Annotated in this window: 13 protein-coding genes and 1 tRNA gene; 5 read left to right on the top strand and 9 right to left on the bottom strand. The window is 66.7% G+C overall.

Features of this window, described 5'->3' with window-relative positions; translation table 11 throughout:
* Positions 1-15: 15 nt before the first annotated feature.
* The 4 genes from V9L21_RS03140 to V9L21_RS03125 form a co-directional block, all read right to left on the bottom strand.
* The gene (locus V9L21_RS03140; protein ID WP_337309084.1) at positions 16-708 is read right to left on the bottom strand and encodes a response regulator transcription factor; all 693 of its coding nucleotides are present in this window, start codon (positions 706-708) and stop codon (positions 16-18) included.
* A gap of 22 nt (positions 709-730) precedes the next feature.
* The gene (locus V9L21_RS03135) at positions 731-2,419 is read right to left on the bottom strand and encodes a sensor histidine kinase (protein WP_337309082.1); all 1,689 of its coding nucleotides are present in this window, start codon (positions 2,417-2,419) and stop codon (positions 731-733) included.
* A gap of 155 nt (positions 2,420-2,574) precedes the next feature.
* Entirely contained in the window at positions 2,575-2,790 is a 216-nt protein-coding gene (locus V9L21_RS03130; RefSeq protein ID WP_337309080.1) for a hypothetical protein, read from the bottom strand.
* Positions 2,763-2,838 (bottom strand) — tRNA-Ala (locus V9L21_RS03125). The genes V9L21_RS03130 and V9L21_RS03125 overlap by 28 nt, the downstream gene beginning before the upstream one ends.
* 103 nt (positions 2,839-2,941) lie before the next feature.
* Between V9L21_RS03125 and V9L21_RS03120 the strand changes: the two genes are divergently transcribed.
* Entirely contained in the window at positions 2,942-3,808 is an 867-nt protein-coding gene (locus tag V9L21_RS03120; protein ID WP_337309078.1) for an alpha/beta hydrolase, read from the top strand.
* Between the two features lie 21 nt (positions 3,809-3,829).
* Here the strand turns inward: V9L21_RS03120 and V9L21_RS03115 are convergent, their stop codons facing one another.
* Entirely contained in the window at positions 3,830-4,807 is a 978-nt protein-coding gene (locus V9L21_RS03115) for a GMP reductase (RefSeq protein WP_337309076.1), read from the bottom strand.
* A gap of 205 nt (positions 4,808-5,012) precedes the next feature.
* Between V9L21_RS03115 and V9L21_RS03110 the strand changes: the two genes are divergently transcribed.
* The 3 genes from V9L21_RS03110 to V9L21_RS03100 all read left to right on the top strand — a co-directional run bounded on the left by V9L21_RS03110 (position 5,013) and on the right by V9L21_RS03100 (position 12,863).
* Positions 5,013-7,418 carry a UvrD-helicase domain-containing protein gene (locus tag V9L21_RS03110; protein WP_337309074.1) on the top strand — a complete coding sequence of 802 codons (2,406 nt, stop codon included), beginning with the start codon at positions 5,013-5,015 and terminating at the stop codon, positions 7,416-7,418.
* 121 nt (positions 7,419-7,539) lie between these two features.
* The gene (locus tag V9L21_RS03105) at positions 7,540-11,343 is read left to right on the top strand and encodes a DUF2339 domain-containing protein (RefSeq protein ID WP_337309072.1); all 3,804 of its coding nucleotides are present in this window, start codon (positions 7,540-7,542) and stop codon (positions 11,341-11,343) included.
* Positions 11,340-12,863: a DUF3999 domain-containing protein gene (locus V9L21_RS03100; protein WP_337309070.1), complete on the top strand. Its 1,524-nt coding sequence runs from the start codon at positions 11,340-11,342 to the stop codon at positions 12,861-12,863. Before V9L21_RS03105 ends, V9L21_RS03100 begins: the two co-directional genes overlap by 4 nt.
* 36 nt (positions 12,864-12,899) lie before the next feature.
* Here the strand turns inward: V9L21_RS03100 and V9L21_RS03095 are convergent, their stop codons facing one another.
* The 3 genes from V9L21_RS03095 to V9L21_RS03085 are packed head-to-tail and all read right to left on the bottom strand — an operon-like array spanning position 12,900 to position 15,192.
* Positions 12,900-13,730: a BPSS1780 family membrane protein gene (locus V9L21_RS03095; RefSeq protein WP_337309068.1), complete on the bottom strand. Its 831-nt coding sequence runs from the start codon at positions 13,728-13,730 to the stop codon at positions 12,900-12,902.
* A gap of 9 nt (positions 13,731-13,739) precedes the next feature.
* Positions 13,740-14,786 (bottom strand): homoserine kinase, encoded by a 1,047-nt coding sequence (locus V9L21_RS03090; protein ID WP_337309066.1) that lies wholly within the window; start codon positions 14,784-14,786, stop codon positions 13,740-13,742.
* A gap of 43 nt (positions 14,787-14,829) precedes the next feature.
* Entirely contained in the window at positions 14,830-15,192 is a 363-nt protein-coding gene (locus V9L21_RS03085; RefSeq protein ID WP_337309064.1) for a hypothetical protein, read from the bottom strand.
* Between the two features lie 97 nt (positions 15,193-15,289).
* Between V9L21_RS03085 and polA the strand changes: the two genes are divergently transcribed.
* Positions 15,290-18,112, top strand: a complete 2,823-nt coding sequence (polA, locus tag V9L21_RS03080) for a DNA polymerase I (RefSeq protein WP_337309062.1) — start codon at positions 15,290-15,292, stop codon at positions 18,110-18,112.
* On the opposite strand, the gene V9L21_RS03075 is transcribed toward polA, so the two are convergent.
* Positions 18,068-19,615, bottom strand: coding sequence for an MFS transporter (locus V9L21_RS03075; protein ID WP_337309060.1), 1,548 nt, complete (start codon positions 19,613-19,615; stop codon positions 18,068-18,070). The genes polA and V9L21_RS03075 overlap by 45 nt on opposite strands.
* Positions 19,616-19,666 lie beyond the last annotated feature (51 nt).

The raw sequence follows: 19,666 nt of genomic DNA, 5'->3' as shown, positions 1-19,666 counted from the left end.
GCCCGGCGTCCGCGCTCAGTGAGGCGCGGCGTCCAGCTGGTGCTTGATGGCGTAGATATACAGCTCGAGCCGGTTTGCCACGCCCAGCTTCTGATAAATCGACGTGAGGTGATTGCGGAACGTGTGCTCGGTCACGAAGAGCCGCGAAGCCAGCGTCTTGTTGGGGGCGCCGCTGCCCTGGACGACCGCCTGGATGACCTGCCGCTCTTTCTGCGTGAGGCTGGCCAGCTTGGCTGCTTCGGGGTTGACCTTCGCGGGCTTCTTTGGCGCGGTCAGTTCCGAGAAAACACGGCTCATGGCCTGCGGGTCGACGCACAGCTCGCCCTTGTGCACGCGCTCGATCGCGTCGAGCACCTGCTCCGCGGAAGCGTCCTTGTGCAACACGCCCCTTGCGCCGCGCAGCACGGCAAGATCCAGCGTCTGCTGGCTGCGCTCGCCGGTGAGGATGAGCGCACGCGACACCTCGTTCGACAGCAACATCGGAAGAATGTCCAGGGCAGACCGGCCGCCCAGGTCCAGGTCGAGCACGATCACGTCGGGCGCGAATTGCCCGGTTCGCTCCACCGCGTCTTCGCAGCAGTTGGCCGTGGCAACGACCTTCATGCGCGGCTGCTCGCCGTCGATCAGCCTCGACAGGCCCCACAGCATGGTCTGGTGGTCGTCCACCAGCATGACGCCGATGGGTTGGGTGGTGGTAGCGGGTTGCATGGTTGCACCTCTTCCTTCTTCATCAGATGGGTATTTCGACCAGAACGGCCGTGGCGCCGCCCGCGCCCTGGGTGACTTGCGCGCGGCCGCCAAGGGCCGCCGCGCGTTCGCTGATGGAGCGGGGGCGGAAGTTCGCGAACTCCGTGCCGCAGCTCTCGTTTTCGATCCGGATGTGCAGCTTGCCGTTCGTGCAGCCGATACGGATGCAGCCGCGATGTGCGTGCGTGTGCTTGCAGATGTTGTTCAGCCCCTCGCGCACCAGCTGAAGCACTTCGGCCGTCATCCGGTCGTCCAGGTGGACGTCGCTTTCGAGCAGGATCGCAATGTCGATCCCGTAGAGCGTCTTGATGCGCGCCGCCTGCTGGTGCAGGTGCGGAAGAATGAACTCGCAGCGGGCGTCGGCGCCGTGCTTGACGGCGCCGGCATAGCGCCGCAGGTCGGTCACCACGCTCTCGGCCATGCTCGCCAGCTTTTCAAGGTCGTCGATCAGCGGGTTGTCGGCGGCCGCCTTCTTGCGCAGGGCGCTCAGGCCCAGCTTGAGGCCGATGTAGGGCTGGATCGCCGTGTCGTGCAGGTCCAGCGAGATCTTCAGCCGCTCCTTCGAAGCCGCCTCCGAAGCCATCCGGTCCAACACTTCGATGGTTTCGATGACCGGGAAGACGTGTCCCATGATGTGCGCCAGGAACAGCGCATCGGACTTGCGGAATTGACCGTCGCGAGACGACACGAAGACCCGGCCCTCGCCCAGCCGCATCGGCAGCGGTGCGCTCATGAAGGAGCGTGCCTCCAGCATTGCGGCAACGGCCGAGCTGCGGCGCGCGCCATGTTCGTCGAGCGCGTGCCAGCGGTGGGTGCGGGGGTCGCAGCCGTGGCTCTGCGCGCGCAGCCAGTTCAGCGGCCACGGCCGGCGGTTGTTCAGCACGATGCGTTCGCCGGACAGCGCCATGAGCGGCGAGTCCGAGATGCGGTTGATCGTCTCCACGCTGACGGAGTCTGCCGCGTCGCCCGCCTTGAGCGTGCGCATGACCCAGGTGCCGGTTTCGGAATCCCGCATCAGCAGAATGCAGTGGCTCGCCTTGAAGAAATCGAGCGTTCTTTCCATCGTGCTGGCAATCGTGCGGTTCACGCCGAACCGGGGGTTCGACAGCCGGCTTACCTGGCCAAGCAGGGAGAGGCGCCGCCGCAGTTCGACCTTCGATCCGCCCCAGTGGCCGATCATGTGCCCCAGCGCCAGCAGGAACGTGGTGCGCATGAGCAGCTGCGGCGTGTAGGTGTCGGTGCCCGTGGCCAGGCTGCAGGCGGCGAACGACGCCACGGAGGCCATCGTCACCCTGGCGCCTTCTTCATAGCCCCAGCGGAACGACGAAGTGAGGATGACGAAGAAGTAGAAGAGAAAGTAAAGGCTCGGAAGACCGCCCGTTACGAATATGAGCACCGTGAACCACAGCACATCGAACCAGTGGATCGCCTTGCCCCGGAAATAGCGCTGCCCTGTACGTGTGCAGATGTAAACACTGACGCTGTAGAGCAGGTAGCTGGCGAATGCCAGCCACATGGGGCTGCTGATGTGCCTTTGTGCCTCGCCTGCGTCAACCGCGACCGCCAGCACGGCGGAGATCGACAGCACCAGCCGCATCCTTGCGACCATGACCGCGTCGGCGGTAAGGTTGAAGTCGGTCCCGCAGTCCGGGTCGAAGGAGGTGGCTGGCACGGCGTTGTTCCAGTACGTTGAGCAATCTCATGCTCCGCCGGTGTGTCCGGAGGGCCGCCAGCCTTGGCGTTCCGGAAAATTGAGTACTGGCCCCGCTCTGTTCACGTTTGATACCAAAGGTTTAATGTGAAGATTTCACAATACTACTTTGGTAGTCAAATGCAATACTTTGTTTCTGTGGTTACGCGGGTAATTTTGTTACCAAATGAAAACTTTCGTCTTCTTTTATGTAACTGTAACCGGCGGCTGGTGAAGGGCGCAACAGCGATAAACCGCAAATCAACGCCGCCCAGTGCAAGAAAAAAGGGCTCGGAAGAAATCCGGGCCCTTTTTGCATGGGTGTTGGTGGAGAGGATGAGGATCGAACTCACGACCTCCGCATTGCGAACGCGGCGCTCTCCCAGCTGAGCTACCCCCCCAACGCAGGCGGATTTTAACCAGGAACATCCTGGGCGCGCATGCGGCAAACCCAGGATGCGCCAAGATGCGCGGTCTCCAAAAAAAGAAGGAAGCAGGAACCGCATGGCATCGCACGACCCCGCCTGGCTGGAAGGCATGTACAACAATCTCGCGCGGGTGAAAGACCACCCGGCGTATTTCAAGCGATGGGCGGGCGATTCCGTTGCCGCGCGCGAGGCTCTCGCCGGCCGGATCGACGTGCCCTACGGCCAGGGCATCAACGAAACGCTCGACATCTTTCCCGCCCCCGTGCCCGGTGCGCCGGTGCTGGTGTTCATTCATGGCGGCTATTGGCGCGCGATGGACAAGCGCGATCATTCCTTCATTGCGCCCGCATTCAACGACCGCGGCGTGTGCGTGGTCATGCCCAACTACGCGCTGTGCCCCGGAACGGCGGAGCAGCCCGTGACCGTGCCGGGCATCCTCATGCAGATGGTGCGTGCGCTCGAGTGGACCTGGCGGAACGCCGCGAGCTTTGGCGCGGACCCGTCGCGCATTACCGTGGCCGGGCATTCGGCCGGCGGCCACATGGCGGCCGCGCTGCTCGCCTGCAACTGGAAGGCGGTTGCGCCCGATCTTCCGGCGCAAGTGGTGCGCAATGCGTTGTCGATCTCGGGCCTTTACGACCTTCGGCCGCTGCAGCGCACGCCGTTCCTCGCGAACGTGCTCAAGCTCAGCGATGCGGACGCGTTGCGCGCCAGCCCGGCGCTGTGGCCGGCACCGGCGCGTGGCCAGCTGCATGCGGTGGTCGGGGGCGATGAAAGCGAGGAGTTCCTGCGCCACAACGCGCTGATTCGCGAGGCATGGGGCCGCAACACGGTGCCCGTGTGCGAAACGCTGCCGGGCCTGAACCACTTCAGCGTCGTCGATGCATTGGCGGACCCGGCCCACGCGCTGCACCGCCAGGCGGTGCAACTCCTGGAGGCTTGATCATCGAGCCGGGCAGGGCGCCTACATCAGCAGGTGCTCGCCCGCGTTGTCGCCGCCCAGCGTGACGTAGTTGACCTTGCGGATGTCCATCAGCGCGCGGCCGCCGGCGTAGCTGATGGAGCTCTGCACATCCTGCTCCATCTCTACCAGCGTGTCGGCCAGCTTGCCCTTGATCGGCTCGAGGATGCGCTTGCCCTCGACGTGCTTGTACTCGCCCTTGTTGAAGTCGCTGGCCGAGCCGTAGTACTCCTTGAAGAGCACGCCGTCGACCTCGACGGTCTTGCCGGGCGATTCTTCGTGGCCCGCGAAGAGCGAGCCGATCATCACCATCGAAGCGCCGAAGCGCACGCTCTTGGCAATGTCGCCGTGGTCGCGAATGCCGCCGTCCGCAATGATCGGCTTGGTAGCCACGCGTGCGCACCACTTGAGCGCGCTGAGCTGCCAGCCGCCCGTGCCGAAGCCAGTCTTGAGTTTGGTGATGCACACCTTTCCCGGACCGATGCCGACCTTGGTGGCGTCGGCGCCCCAGTTCTCCAGGTCGATCACGGCTTCGGGCGTGCCCACATTGCCCGCGATCACGAAGGAGCCCGGCAGCTTCTGCTTCAGGTAGCCGATCATGTTCTTCACGCTGTCGGCATGGCCGTGCGCAATGTCGATGGTGATGTATTCGGGCACCAGGCCCTCGGCCGCCAGCTTGTCGACCGTGTCGTAGTCGGGCTTCTTAACGCCGAGCGAGATGGAAGCGAACACGCCCTGGCCCTGCATTTCCTTGACGAACTTCACGTTGTCCAGGTCGAAGCGGTGCATCACATAGAAGTAGCCGTTCTGCGCCAGCCAGAGGCAGATCGACTCGTCGACCACCGTCTTCATGTTGGCCGGCACCACCGGCAGGCGGAAGCTGCGTGCGCCCAGCGTCACGCTGGTGTCGCACTCCGAGCGGCTTTCCACGCGGCATTTGCGCGGCAGCAGCAGGATGTTGTCGTAATCGAAAATTTGCATGACCAGGCTCCTGGAAAGGAATCGTTGAAACGAACGAATGAGCGCTTGGTCCGGCCGGTTTCCGTGGCGCTTCAGAAAGAAAACGCCCACAAAAAACCGGACGCAAGAAACTTGGGCCCGGTGATTGATTTTACGCAGGGTGGCGAAGGCAGGTCTTCCAGTTCTTCATATAACCCGCATACGAGTTGGTTTCTACAATCGACGGATGTTGTTTAACGAACCTGCGGCTGATGCCAACCCCCTGGAACTGCCATTGCTGCAGAACCTGAACCCGGAGCAGCGCGCCGCGGTCACCCTTCCCGCGGGCAATGCCCTGATTCTTGCCGGCGCCGGCTCGGGCAAGACCCGGGTGCTGACCACCCGCATCGCCTGGCTGCTGCAAACCGGCCAGGTTTCCGCCGGCGGCATCCTGGCCGTGACCTTCACCAACAAGGCCGCCAAGGAAATGATGACGCGGCTCACGGCCATGCTGCCGGTCAATGTGCGGGGCATGTGGATCGGCACCTTCCACGGCCTGTGCAACCGCCTTTTGCGCGCGCACTGGAAGCTGGCCAACCTGCCTTCCACCTTTCAGATCCTCGACACGCAAGACCAGCTTTCGGCCATCAAGCGGCTGATGAAGCAGTTCAACGTCGACGACGAGCGTTTTCCGGCCAAGCAGACGCAGTGGTTCATTGCGGGCGCCAAGGAAGACGGGCTGCGCCCGCGCGACGTGGAGATCCGCAGCGACGACGATCGCAAGAAGGTCGAGCTGTACCAGCTCTACGAAGAACAGTGCCAGCGCGAAGGCGTGGTCGATTTCGGCGAGCTCATGCTGCGCAGCTACGAACTGCTGCGCGACAACGACCCGGTGCGCGAGCACTACCAGCGGCGCTTTCGCCATATCCTGATCGACGAGTTCCAGGACACCAACCGGCTGCAGTACGGGTGGATCAAGATGCTCTCGGGCAACACGGTGGCGGGCCAGTTCACGCCGGGCCAGAACAGCGTGATTGCGGTGGGCGACGACGACCAGAGCATCTACGCCTTTCGCGGCGCGCGCGTGGGCAACATGGCCGACTTCGTGCGCGAGTTCGACGTGCAGCACCAGATCAAGCTCGAGCAGAACTACCGCAGCTACAGCAACATCCTCGATTCGGCCAACGAGCTCATCAGCCACAACAAGAAGCGCCTGGGCAAGAACCTGCGCACCGACCAGGGCCCGGGCGAGCCCGTGCGCGTGTACGAGTCGCCCACCGACCTGGCCGAGGCGCAGTGGATGGTCGAGGAAATGCGCCAGCTCGTGCGCGACGGCTTCGACCGCAAGGAAATGGCGGTGCTCTACCGCAGCAACGCGCAGAGCCGGGTGATCGAAACGGCGCTTTTCAACGCGTCGGTGCCGTACCGCGTGTACGGCGGCCTGCGCTTCTTCGAGCGGGCCGAAATCAAGCACGCGCTGGCCTATTTGCGCCTGCTCGAGAACAAGGACGACGACACCAGCTTCCTGCGCGTGGTCAACTTTCCGCCGCGCGGTATCGGCGCGCGCACGCTCGAGCAGCTGCAGGACGCGGCGCGCACGGCCGGGCGCTCGCTGCACGACGCGGTGCATGCCGTGGGCGGCAAGGCGGGCTCGAACCTCACGGCCTTCGTGGCCAAGATCGACGTGCTGCGCGAGCAGACGCAGGGCGTCAGCCTGCGCGAGATCATCGAGCTGGTGCTCGACCACAGCGGACTTGTCGAACACTACAAGGCCGACCGCGAAGGCGCCGACCGCATCGAGAATCTGGAAGAACTGGTGAACGCGGCCGAGAGCTTCGTCACGCAGGAAGGCTTTGGCCGCGATGCGGTGGCACTGCCGGTCGACGAATTGCGGCAGTCGCCCGCCAGCCAGGGCATCGACCTGACCCGCCCCGTGGTCGACGAGCCGCTCGCGCCCGACGCCGAAACCGGCGAAACGCTGAGCCCGCTGGCCGCGTTTCTTACGCATGCGGCGCTCGAATCGGGCGACAACCAGGCGCAGGCCGGGCAGGACGCCGTGCAGCTGATGACCGTTCACGCGGCCAAGGGCCTGGAGTTCGACTGCGTATTCATCACCGGCATGGAAGAGGGCCTGTTCCCGCACGAAAACTCGATGAGCGACTTCGAGAGCCTCGAGGAAGAGCGCCGCCTGATGTACGTGGCCATCACGCGCGCACGCAAGCGCCTGTACCTGAGCCATTCGCAAACCCGCATGCTCCATGGCCAGACGCGCTACAACGTGAAGAGCCGCTTCTTCGAAGAGCTGCCCGAAGGCGCGCTCAAGTGGCTCACGCCCAAGAACCAGGCGTTCACGCCGTCGGCCTTCGGCTACGGCGGCGGCTATGCGAGCACCCGCGGCGGTGGCGGCAGCTACAGCAGCGGTAGCAGCTACGGCGGCAGCAAGGACACCTTTGCAAGCCCGCCGGTGCCGCCGCAGAAAACCGCACCGTCGCACGGCCTGCGCTCGGGCATGCAGGTGTTCCACAACAAGTTCGGCGAGGGCACGGTGCTGTCGCTCGAGGGCACGGGCGACGACGCGCGGGCGCAGGTCAAGTTCACGCGGCATGGCGTGAAGTGGCTCGCGCTGTCGGTGGCCAAGCTCACGCCGGTGTAAGTGCCGCCAAGTTTGCTATTAAACAAATAGCTGACCTTGCAATAGCCACGGGCGTTTGCAGCGGTTTCTAACAAGGCAATCGCCGTACACTCCATGCTCGCCAAAACAAGGGGAGCTGAGGATGTGGTTCATTGGCATGATTGCCGGCCTTTTCATAGGGGCCATCGCAGAGTCGGTTCCGGCTGCGCTGATACTGGCCGTCGTCGGAGCTTTCGCGCTGCCGAAAATCGTCGGCAAGAAGAGCACCGCCGAGCCTGAGCGCACCGAGGCCGAGCGCGCGCAGCCTTCCGGCGTTGCATCGGCATCCGGCACCGCCGCATCGACGGCCCCGGCAGGCGGCATGCTGAAGCTGCAACAACGCGTGGCCGAACTCGAACAGCGCGTGAGCATGCTCGAGCGGCGGCTCACCCAGGGCGCCGGCGAGGCGGCGCCTGCGGATGAACAACCCATGGCGGCAGCGAGTGCCCCCGCGACGCTCGTGGCGCAGCCGGTTCCCCAGGCCGCGCCGGCGACGCCGATCACGCCAGCCACGCCGGACCCGATTGCGCGGCCTGCCCAGGCGGCCGCAGCCGCAGCCGCCGCAGCACGTGCCTCGATTCCGGCCACGCCGCCCGCAACTGCCGAGGCAGCTCCCGCACCGGCACCAGCCAAGCCGCCGGTTGCCGTGCCAGCGCCCCGGCGCCTGCCTCCACCGCCGCCCCCGCCGGCAATCCCGCTGCGCGACCGCTTGCCCGCACCCATTGCCAACCTGATCTTCGGCGGCAACATGCTGGTGAAGCTCGGCGTGCTGATCCTGTTCCTGGGGCTCGCCTTTTTGCTGCGCTACACGGCCGAGCGGGTGACGGTGCCTGTCGAGCTGCGCTATGCCGCCGTGGCGCTGGTGGGCGCGGCCTTGCTGGCCCTGGGCTGGTTCCTGCGCCGCAAGCGCACCGGCTATGCGCTCATCCTGCAAGGCGCAGCCATCGGCGTCTTCTATCTCACCACGCTCGCGGCCATGAAGGTGCATGAGCTGCTGCCGCCGACGGCCGGCTTCGCTTTCCTGTTCGGCGTGGCGGTGCTCAGCGCGGTGCTGGCGGTGCTGCAGAACGCACCGCTGCTGGCCATTGTTGCGGCGCTCGAGGGTTTTGCGGCGCCAGTGCTTGCCTCCACGGGGCAGAACCGGCCCGTGGGGCTCTTCACCTACCTGCTGGTGCTCGACGTCGGCATCGTGCTGATCGCCTGGTTCAAGGCCTGGCGCGTGCTGAACCTCATCGGTTTTGTCGGCACCTTCACGCTGGCCGCGGGCTGGGCGCACAAGTACTACACGGACGACCAGTACGGCATCGTGCAGCCCTTCCTGCTGGCGTTCTTCCTGATGTTCGTCGCGGTCGGCCTGCTGTTTGCGCGCCGCACGCTGTTCGACGCACCCATGCAGCCCGCACAGCCGCTGGCCACGCGCGCGCTCGACACGCTGCGGCGCGCGGGCCGCGTCGACAGCTCGCTGGTGTTCGGCACGCCGATGGTCGCGTTCGGCATGCAGTACCTGCTCATGCAGCCGTGGGAATACGGCGCCGCCTTCTCAGCGATGGCGCTCGCGGCCTTCTACCTGGTGCTGGGCCGGCTGGTGTTTGCCACGCAGCCCAAGGGCCTGGCGCTGCTTGCGGAGGCCTACGCCATCGTGGGCGTGATCTTCGGCACGCTCGCCATTCCGCTCGGCCTCGAAGGCCGGTGGACGGGCGCGGCCTGGGCCGTGGAAGCGGCCGGCATGTACTGGCTGGGCGCGCGGCAAGGGCGCGTGTATGCGCGGGCGTTCTCGTTCCTGGTGTTCGCCGGTGCGGTGTGGAAGCTGCTCGAAGCCACGCAACTCGATGCAGCGCCGGGGCATCCGCTGCTGCAGGGCTCGGTGATCGGCCCGATGCTGGTGGCAGCGAGTGCGTTCGCCATGTGGGCCATTCATCGGCGCGCCAAGCTCGACGAGGGCAACGGGTGGGAGGCGCTGGTGGGCACCGCCTTGCCGTGGCTCGGCATGGGCGCGCTCACGCTGCTGCTGTGGCAGTGGTTCACGCCGCCTTGGGCGGCGGCGGCAACGGCCGTGCTGGCTTCGGCCGCCTTTGCGGTGGCGGTGCGCTTCAAGCTCCGGCCGCTGGCTTTCGTGACCTACGGTATGCAGGCGCTGGCGGTGGCCGGCTTCATCGCGACCCTGCATCGCGCGGCCGATGTGCGCGGCAGCGCCGAGCAGGTGCTGGCAAGCGGCTGGCAAGGCGCGGTGGCGGCAAGCCTCATTGCGCTGAGCCTGCTCGGCAGCGCCGCATGGTCGATGCTGCAGGCGCACCGCACCGCGTTGGCACGCGGCATCCAGCCGGTGTGGTCGCTCGGCAATGCCGTCGCGGTGATCGCCGGCGTGAGCTTGCTGCACCTCGCGATGCTGTTCCAGGTGAGCCTGGCGCAAGCCGCTCTGCTCTGGCCGCTCACGGCCACGGTCGTGCTCTGGGTGGCGCTGCGCATTGCGCACAAGCCGCTCGCGGCACTGGCCGGCGTGCTGCAGGTCGTCTCGGCGCTGCTGTACGTCTTCGGCCAGATCTGGATCTTCGACGGCAATACCCCGCCCGCGGCCTTCGCGCACCTGGGCTTCTGGACGCCGGTGGTGCTGGGGCTCGCGGCCCTGCTGGCCGGCGCCTGGATGAGCGACGAGGCATGGCGGCGCGCCACCGAAGGCACCACCACGGCCAAACGCACGCGCTGGATCAACGACTGGTGCGCCAACCCGGCCGTGCTGTGGGCACCGGTGATCTGGGGGCTGGGCTGGTGGCTCTTCGGCTGGCTGGCAGAAACCGCCGCGGTGCTGCAGCGCAACGCAATGCACGGCCATGTGGCCGCGGCCGCTCTGGCCATCGTGCTCGTCACCTCGGCGCTGTCGGCCGTGGTGGCGCACCGGCGCGGCTGGCCGCAGCTGGGCCGCGCGACGCTGGCCACGTTGCCGGGCCTGGTGCTGATCGCGGCCTACGGTGTGGCCTTGGCCGCGCCGCTGGTCTACGTGCCTTCGAGCGCGCTGGGCTGGGCAGCCTGGCCGCTGGCGCTGCTGTGGCACCTGCGGCTGCTGCATGCGCAAAAACGCTGGCTTGCCCCGGCGGCGCTGGCGCCTTTCCACGTGGCGGGTTTCTGGTTCTTCCTGCTGCTGGCGGCGCGTGAATGCCAATGGCAGTTGGGGCGCATTGGTGCGGAGTGGTCGAGCTGGCAGCTGCTGGGCTGGGCCATGGTGCCCGTGGTAGCTTTGTGGCTGCTGCGTTCGCGCGCTCTGCTGCAACGCTGGCCGCTGGCCGAGTACCGCGCCGCGTACCTCGAGTTCGCGGCAATGCCGGTGGCGGCCTACCTGCTCGCATGGGTGTGGGTGACCAACGGCACGAGCCCGGGCAATGCCGCGCCGCTGCCCTATGTGCCACTGCTGAACCCGCTGGAACTGGCGCAATGGCTGGTGCTGTTTGCGCTGGTGCTCTGGTGGCGGGCCCTGCCGCAGGGATCGTTCGCGCGCGTGCAGCCGATGGTGGCAAAGGGCGTGCTCGGCGTTACCGGCCTGGCGCTGCTGACCGGCGCGGTGCTGCGCACCTGCCACCACTATGCGGGCGTCGAGTGGCGCTTCGATGCGCTCTATGCATCGTGGCTCACGCAGGCGGCGCTCTCGATCACCTGGGCGATCTGCGGCGTGATCGCAATGGTGCTCGGCCACTCTCGCGGCGTGCGCACGCTGTGGGTCGGCGGCGCCGCGCTGCTGGGCGTTGTGGTGCTGAAATTGTTCTTCGTCGAACTGGCGGACCGTGGCGGCCTGTTCCGCATCGTGTCGTTCATTGCGGTGGGTGCATTGCTGCTGCTTGTAGGTTATTTCGCCCCGGTGCCGCCGAAGAAAAACGAAATGGAGAAAGATGTGTTGGCCGAAGGAGGTGCAGCATGAAGACGGGTGCGAAGCCCATGCGCGATGTGATGCGAATTGGTCTGGCCGTGGCGTTGGCAACTGCCGGGTTCGGTGCTGCCTGGGCGCAGCCTCCCGCCACCGCGCCCATTGCCCTGCAAGGCAGCGGGCCGTACCACCGGCTCACGCTGCCGCTCGGCATTCATGCCCACGCCGCATACGGCGACCTGCGCGACCTGCGGGTGCGCAATGCGGCCGGCAACGCGGTGCCCTACGCATGGCTGCGCAACGAGGCGGCGGAGCCTCGCCTTGCCTCGAAGGAGGTGCCGATCTTCGCGCTGCCTGCAAGCGCGGCGGATGCATCTGAAGACGCGGCATTGAGCTTCAGGGTGCGTCCCGACGGCTCCCTGGCGCTCGCCCGCAAGCCGGCGCGCAGGCAAGACGACGCCGCGCAATGGCTCGTCGATGCGAGCCAGCTCAAGGGCAGCCTGCTGCAGGCGCGCTTCGAAATGGCGCCCGAGGCGCGCGGCCTGTTCGCCTTCAGGCTCGAGGCCAGCGACGACCTGCGGAACTGGCGGCCGATCGGTAGCGAAGAGCAGCTGGTGCGGCTGGCTCACGGCGGCCAGACCATCGAGCGACTGGCGGTCGACCTGGACAACGTGCAGGCGCGTTTCCTTCGGCTGCGCTGGAGCGACCCGAAGAACGGCGCGCCGCTGACCAGCGTGGCGATCGACAGCGTGCAAGAGGTGGAACCCGTCGCGCCGCTCGAATGGTCGGGCGCGCTGAGGCCGGAGCGCTGCGGCGCCGACCATTGCGACTACGCGTTGCCGCGCGGCGTTCCGGTCGAAAGCCTGCGCATCGACCTGGCCGACGTCAACACGCTGGCGCAGGTCGGGATTTCAGGGCTGCCTGCTGCCGTTCCGTCGGCTGCCTCCGAGCCGCCGCGCGTGCCGCGCAATCCGCTGTATGCCTTGCGGCACCAGCAGCGCCGGCCGGCCTCGTCTTCTTCAGGCACGCCGGGCGAAGTGCCGCTGCTCGACACCGTGGTGTATCGCCTCGCGCAGGCCGGCGGCGAAGCGCGCTCGCCGCTGCTGGCGCTCGACGGCACGAGCCATTCGCACCTTCGGCTTCGCACCTCGGGCCCGGTGAGCCTGCTGGGCGCAACGCCACCGACGATTTCGGTGGCCGCCACGCCGCGCACGCTGGTGTTCCTTGCGCAAGGCGCCGCGCCGTTCTCGCTCACGTGGCGTACGGCGCCTGAAAAGAACGTGGTGCAGGGCGGCGTGCCGGGCGCGGCCCTGGCGCTCGCCACGCTGGTGCCGGGCTACAACCCGAACAAGCCCGTGGCGGCAGACCAGGCCACCGTTGCGTTGCCGCCGCCGCCGGTGGCGGCCGTCGATGCCGTGGTGGCAGCGACGGCGCAATTGCCGGTGCCCACGCAGCCGGATCCCTCGCGCAAGTGGTGGCTGTGGGGCGCGCTGGGCGTCGGCTTTCTGCTGCTGGCCGGCATGGCGTGGTCGCTTTTCGCGAGCCTGCGCAAGGACCGGGCCCCGGCCGGTTGATGAAAAGATCTCCGGCCCGCGCGCCGGGAGCTCGCCTCAGTTCGGGTCGAAGCTGTCGCGGAAGGTGAACCAGGTCGAGCTCATCGACATGGCCGCGAGCACCAGCGCCGAGCCCACGATCAGCACATTGCCGATGGCCGCGGCGGCGCCGCCTCCACCCACCGAACCGACACCGATCAGCACCGTGGCCACCAGGCCCATGCCGATGCCCGCCAGCAGGAACACGCCGAGCCATGCAAGGCCGAACAGCGCATAGGCGCCAAAGTTGCGAAACACCGCAACCACGCTGAAGAAGATGCTCTTCACCGGCTCCACGCCATGCCAGTGCACCAGCGCCGGCGCATGCCACATGGCGAGCGAAAGCGGCAGGTTCAGGCACATCAGGAACATGCGCGCCACCTGGAAGTCGCTGCTTGCCATGATCTCGGGCGTCAGCGCTTCGTCGAGCAGGTAGGCCTTGGCCAGCTGGCCGCCGTCGATGAAGGACGTCAGCAGCACCGCGAACACGAAGTACACCGCGGAGATCACACCCAGCTTGACCAGCGAGCGCCATTCGGTACGCATGGCGGTAATTACCGCCACGAACATGGCGGAGCCGGTGGGGCGCTGCGCGTGGCCGGCGGTGCCGATGCCTTCGGCGTTGTCGGTGTAGGCGATCGACGTGGCAACCATCAGCCCCAGCGTCATGAAGGGCAGCAGCACCGGCGCCAGCACGCTGCCGAGCAGCGGCAGCAGCGACACCGTCGAGATCAGCGCCATCAGCAGGAAGAACAGCGAAATGAAGGCGAGCGGCTGCCGCCAGAAGGTCTTGAGTCCGAGGCGGACCCACGTAGCGCCGGTTCGCGCCGGCACGAGGTTGAGTTTCATTTTTAAGGGTCAGGCGGCCAGCGGCTCGAGCGATTGCGCCATGGCATGCGGATGGGAGGCGCGCCCGCGCAGCACGCGCTCGAAGTGCGCGGGATCGTGCGGCTTCAGCATGCTGGCTTCGCGCGGAAGATGAAAGTCCCAGAGCCGCGAAATCCAGAAGCGCAGTGCCGCGGCGCGCAGCATGGCGGGCAGCAGGGCGCGTTCGGAGGCATTCAGCGGACGCACGGTTTCGTAGGCGGACAGCAGCGAGTCCGCGCGCTCGGCGTCGTGTTCACCGGTTGGCAGGTCGATGGCCCAGTCGTTCAGGCACACGGCCAGGTCGAACAGCCAGGTATCGGTGCCTGCAAAGTAGAAGTCGAACACGCCGGTCAGGCGCGGCGCCGCGCCAGCTTCCTCGCCGGTTGCGAACATCACGTTGTCGCGGAACATGTCGGCGTGCACCGGGCCGCGCGGCAGTGCGGCATAGGCCGATGTTTCGGCCACATGGTTCTGGTAGGCCAGTTCGGCGCGCAGCAGCGCGGCTTGCGACTCGTCGATGTAGGGCAGCACCACCGGAACGGTTTCGTTCCACCACGCAAGGCCGCGCAGGTTCGGCTGAATGCGCGGAAAGTCGCGTGCGGCAAGGTGCATGCGCGCCAGCATTTCACCCAGTTGGGCGCAATGCGCGGTGCCCGGCGCCAGTTCGCTGCGGCCCGAGAGCCGCTGCACCAGCGCGGCCGGCTTGCCCGCCACCTTGAGCAGCAGCTCGCAAGGGGCATTCGCGGGAATCGTCAGCGCATGGCCCGACGGCGGCGCGATAGCCGGGTCGGCCACGGGCTCCGGCACCGGCAGGCCGCGGCCCGCCAGGTGCTTCATGAGACAAAGGTAGTAGGGGAGCTGCTCGGCGCTGAGGCGCTCGAACAGCGTGAGCACGAACTCGCCGATTTCGGCGGTGGCGAAGTAGTTGGTGTTCTCGATGCCGCCCTCGATGCCGCGCAGCTCGCGCAGCGGGCCCAGGCCCAGGCGTTGCACGAGCGCGTCTGCCTCGCCGAATTCGACTTCGGTAAAAACTGCCATGGCGGTGCTCAGCGTTGCGCTGACGATTGAACGCGCAGCACGGTCAGAACTTCATCACGTTCCAGACGCGCGGGCCGTTGCCGTTCGAGTCGGCCGAGCCCGGGCGTGCGCTGCCTGCGTCGTTGGGCAGCACTTCGTAGCCGGGCACGTTGGCCTTGGGCTTCACGTTGATGCTTTGCGTGCGGCCGCCGTAGCGGACTTCGTCGACCGAAGCGCCGCTGTCTTCCGTATGGATGTGCTCGACCTTCTGGTTGCGTCGGCCGTCGGGTTGCTCCTGATTTTGTAGCGGCTCGGCCGGTGCAGGCGCCCGGGCGGGTGCGGACTGCGCCTGAACGGCGGCAAAAGGAGCGGCAAAGGCCAGCGCCAGCAGAATGCGGCGGGCGACCAGGAGTGTGGGGCTAGGCATGCGAGGATTGTAGGCTTGGCGCCGCTTTCGAGGTGTCGGTCGGCGGCGTACGCCGCCGTGGTTCAGGGCGCCGCGCCGGGCACGGCAAAATGGCCTGATGACCGACAAGAAAACGCTGCTGCTCGTCGATGGCTCGAGCTATCTCTACCGCGCCTTCCATGCCATGCCCGACCTGCGGGCCGTGCCCGGCGACCCAAAGAGCCCGGCCACCGGCGCCATCCGCGGAATGATCAACATGATGACGGCGCTGCGCCGCGAGGTTCGCGCCGACTACGCGGCCTGCATCTTCGACGCGCCGGGCAAGACGTTCCGCGACGACCTGTATCCCGAATACAAGGCCAACCGCTCGCCGATGCCCGACGACCTGCGCAGCCAGATCGACCCCATCCACCACGTGGTGAAGCTCATGGGCTGGCCTGTGCTCTGCGTGCCCGACATCGAGGCCGACGACGTGATCGGCACGCTTGCCAAGACGGCCGCGGCGCAGGGCGTCGAAGTGATCGTGTCCAGCGGCGACAAGGACCTGAGCCAGCTGGTGGACGAGCACATCACCATCATCGACACGATGAACGGCAAGAAGCGCGACGTGGCCGGCGTCACGGCCGAGTTCGGCGTGCCGCCCAACCTGATGATCGACTACCAGACGCTGGTCGGCGATGCCGTCGACAACGTGCCCGGCGTAGAGAAAGTCGGCCCCAAGACAGCCGCCAAATGGCTGCTCGAATACGGTTCGCTCGATGCGTTGATCGAACGCGCCGTCGAGGTGAAGGGCCAGGCCGGCGAGAACCTCCGCAAGGCCTTGGACAAGCTGCCGCTGAGTCGCCAGCTCGTCACCATTCGCACCGATTGCGACTTGGCCGGGCACGTCACCGGACTGCCTTCGCTCGAAGGGCTGCCCGTGGGTGCACCACAGACGGCCGAGCTCAAGCCCTTCTACGAAAAGTTCGGCTTCAAGAGCCTGGTCAAGTCGCTCGAAGCGATGGAAGTGCCGCCCGAACTGATCGAGGAAAACATCAAGAAGCAGCAGGCCCGCGGCGGCGCTGCGAGCGCCGACCAGGGCGGTTTGTTCGATGAATCGTCCAACCTCGGCGCCATTGAAGCCGCATCGCCCGCGAGCAACCTGAAGTACGAAACCATCACGACCTGGGAGCAGTTCGACAGCTGGCTCGCAAGGCTGGAAGCCGCCGACCTGGCCGCCATCGATACCGAGACCACGTCGCTCGACGAAATGGTTGCGCAGATCGTGGGCGTGAGCTTCAGCGTGGAGCCCGGCGAGGCCGCCTATGTTCCGCTGGCACATAACTACGGCGATGCGCCCGCACAGTTGCCCATCGACGAAGTGCTCGCCAGGCTCAAGCCGTGGCTCGAAAACCCCGAAAAGAAAAAGCTCGGTCAGCACATCAAGTACGACCGCCACGTGTTCGCCAACCATGGCATTGAGGTGCAGGGCTATGCGCACGACACCATGCTGCAAAGCTATGTGCTCGAGGCGCACCGGCCGCACGGGCTCGCGAGCCTGGCCGAGCGCCACCTGGGGCGCAGCGGCATTTCGTACGAAGACCTCTGCGGCAAGGGCGCGCACCAGATTCCGTTCAGCCAGGTCGAGATTGCCAAGGCTGCCGAATATTCATGCGAGGACAGCGACCAGACGCTCGATGTTCACCTGGCGCTGTGGCCCCAGATCGAGCGCGATGAAAAGCTGCGCTTCATCTATCAGCTCGAAATGGATTCGAGCGAGGCGCTCTACCGCATCGAGCGCAACGGCGTGCTGATCGATGCGCCCACGCTCGCCGCGCAAAGCCATGAGCTCGGCACGCGCATCATGGCGCTGGAGCAAGAGGCCTACGAGATCGCGGGGCAACCCTTCAATCTGGGCTCGCCCAAGCAGATCGGCGAGATCTTCTTCACCAAGCTGGGCCTGCCGGTGGTCAAGAAAACGCCGAGCGGCGCGCCGAGCACCGACGAAGAAGTGCTCGAGAAGCTGGCCGAGGACTATCCGCTGCCGGCCAAGATCCTGGAGCACCGCGGTTTGTCGAAGCTCAAGGGCACGTACACCGACAAGCTCGGCCAGCTGGCCAACCCGCGCACCGGCCGCGTTCACACGCACTATGCGCAGGCGGTGGCGGTTACCGGGCGGCTGTCGAGCAACGATCCCAACCTGCAGAACATTCCGATCCGCACGCCCGAAGGACGCCGCGTGCGCGAAGCCTTCATTGCGCCGGCCGGCAGCGTGATTGCAAGCGCCGACTACTCGCAGATCGAACTGCGCATCATGGCGCACATCAGCGGCGACGAGTCGCTGCTGCGTGCGTTCCGCGAAGGCATCGACGTGCACCGCGCCACGGCGGCGGAAGTGTTCGGCTCCACGCCCGACCAGGTGTCGAGCGAGCAGCGCCGCTACGCCAAGGTGATCAACTTCGGTCTCATCTACGGCATGAGCAGCTTCGGGCTGGCGCGCAACCTGGGCATCGAGACCAAGGCCGCGGCTTCGTACATCGAGCGCTACTTTGCGCGCTATCCGGGCGTGAAGGCCTACATGGACGAGACCAAGGCACTCGCGAAGGAAAACGGCTATGTCGAGACTGTGTTCGGCCGTCGCCTGTACCTGCCCGAGATCAATTCGCCCAACGGCCCGCGCCGCGGCGGCGCCGAGCGCGCGGCCATCAACGCGCCCATGCAGGGCACGGCGGCCGACCTGATCAAGCTCAGCATGATCAAGGTGCAGGACGTGCTCGACGCCGAGAAGCGCGCCACCAAAATGATCATGCAGGTGCACGACGAACTGGTGTTCGAAGTGCCCGAGGCCGAGGTCGAATGGGTGCGCACCGAAATCCCGCGCCTGATGGCCGGCGTGGCCGAGCTGAAGGTGCCGCTGCTAGCCGAGATCGGCATCGGCCCCAACTGGGACAAGGCCCACTGAGCGCCGGCCGCGCCTGAAGAAGGCGTGGCTCGCGAGCGCCAGCAATCCCACGCCGACGCCGGCGTAAAGCATCACGTCGCCAAACCCCTGGCGCAGGGCGGCCTGCGCGAGTGCGGGCGCTGCTGCATCCGGCACGACGTCCTGCTTGCCCGCTGCCACGTGCTGCGCCAGTTGCAGCAACTCGCCGGCCCCGGCACGCAGGCCGGCCTCGCCCAGGTGCCGGGCAATGCCGCTCACCAGCACGAAGCCCATCAGCGCGATGTTCAATGCGAGTGTGATCAGCCGCGCGCTGAAGTCGATGCCCGAGGCCATGCCCGCGCGCGCCGCCGACACCGCGCCGGTGCTCGTGTTGGTAACGGGCGAGTTCGTGAGGCCGAGCCCGATGCCAGCCGCAAGGCAGGCGGCAATCGCCACCGCATCGCTGCCGCGCGCATTGCCCGCGGCCATGAGCAGGAAGGCCGCGGCCATCAGGCCGAGGCCGCCGGGAATCACGCGCTCGGCGCCATGGCGCAGTGCCAGCCGCTCGGCCAACGGCGGCACCAGCAGCGTAGGCAGCGTGTAGGCCAGCAGGGCCCAGCCGGCGTGCATCAGGTCATGGCCGAGCGCCGACTGGAAATAGATCGGCAGGTAGATCATGAACGGCCAGAAGCTGAAGTTCATGCCCACTGAACCCATCATTGCGCCGTTGAAGCGGTGGATGCGAAAGACCGAAAAGTCGAACATGGGATGAGCGCTGCGCCGCTCGGCCGCGACGAACAGCGCGAGGCACGCCAACGCACCCGCCAGCAGCGCCAGCCCCATGCGGTTGCCGAAGCCCTGCACCGTGCCTAGCGTGATGAAGTACACCAGCGCGAACACCGCAAGCGTGAGCGTGAGCATGCCCGCCACGTCGAGGCGGTGCGCATCGGGGTCGCGCGACTCCTGCACGCTGGCGCGCACCAGGCCCAACGTGAGGAGCGCCAGCGGGGCGTGCACCAGGAAGACCCAGCGCCAGTCGGCCAACGCGACGATGGCGGCGCCCACCAGCGGACCGAAGCCCAGCCCGATGCCCGCAACCACGCCCCAGACCGCGAAGGCACGCGAGCGTGCCGCGGGCTCCCGGAACTGCTGCGACAGGATGGCGAACTGGCAGATCATCATGGTGCCGGCGCCCACGCCCTGCACGAAGCGCGCGGCAATCAGGAGCGGCGCGCTCGTCGCCCAGCCGCATGCCAGCGATGCCAGCCCGAAGAGCCAGAGGCTTGCCACCAGCACGCGGCGGCGGCCGTACCGGTCGGCCAGTGTGCCGGCCGCCATCAGCACCGACGTGCAAGCCAGCGTGTAGGCATTCATGATCCATTGCGCGTCCTGGAAGTCGGCATGCAGCACGCGCTCGAGCTCCGGCAGGATGACCGGCACGCTGGAGATCTCGAGTCCGAACATGAGTGCGACAAGGCAAATGGCAGTGAGCGCGGCGGCATCGCGGCGCGGGTTGGTAGTTGAAGCAGTTGAAGATGGTGTCATGCCGCCATCTTGTCGGGAAACAGGTTCTTCATTGAGGACGTCGATTCAGCA

The sequence above is a fragment of the Variovorax sp. CCNWLW235 genome (assembly GCF_037204085.1).
Taxonomy (GTDB): domain Bacteria; phylum Pseudomonadota; class Gammaproteobacteria; order Burkholderiales; family Burkholderiaceae_C; genus Variovorax.
The sequence above is the reverse complement of the archived record's forward strand: the minus strand, read 5'-3'. Positions and strand labels throughout refer to the sequence as shown.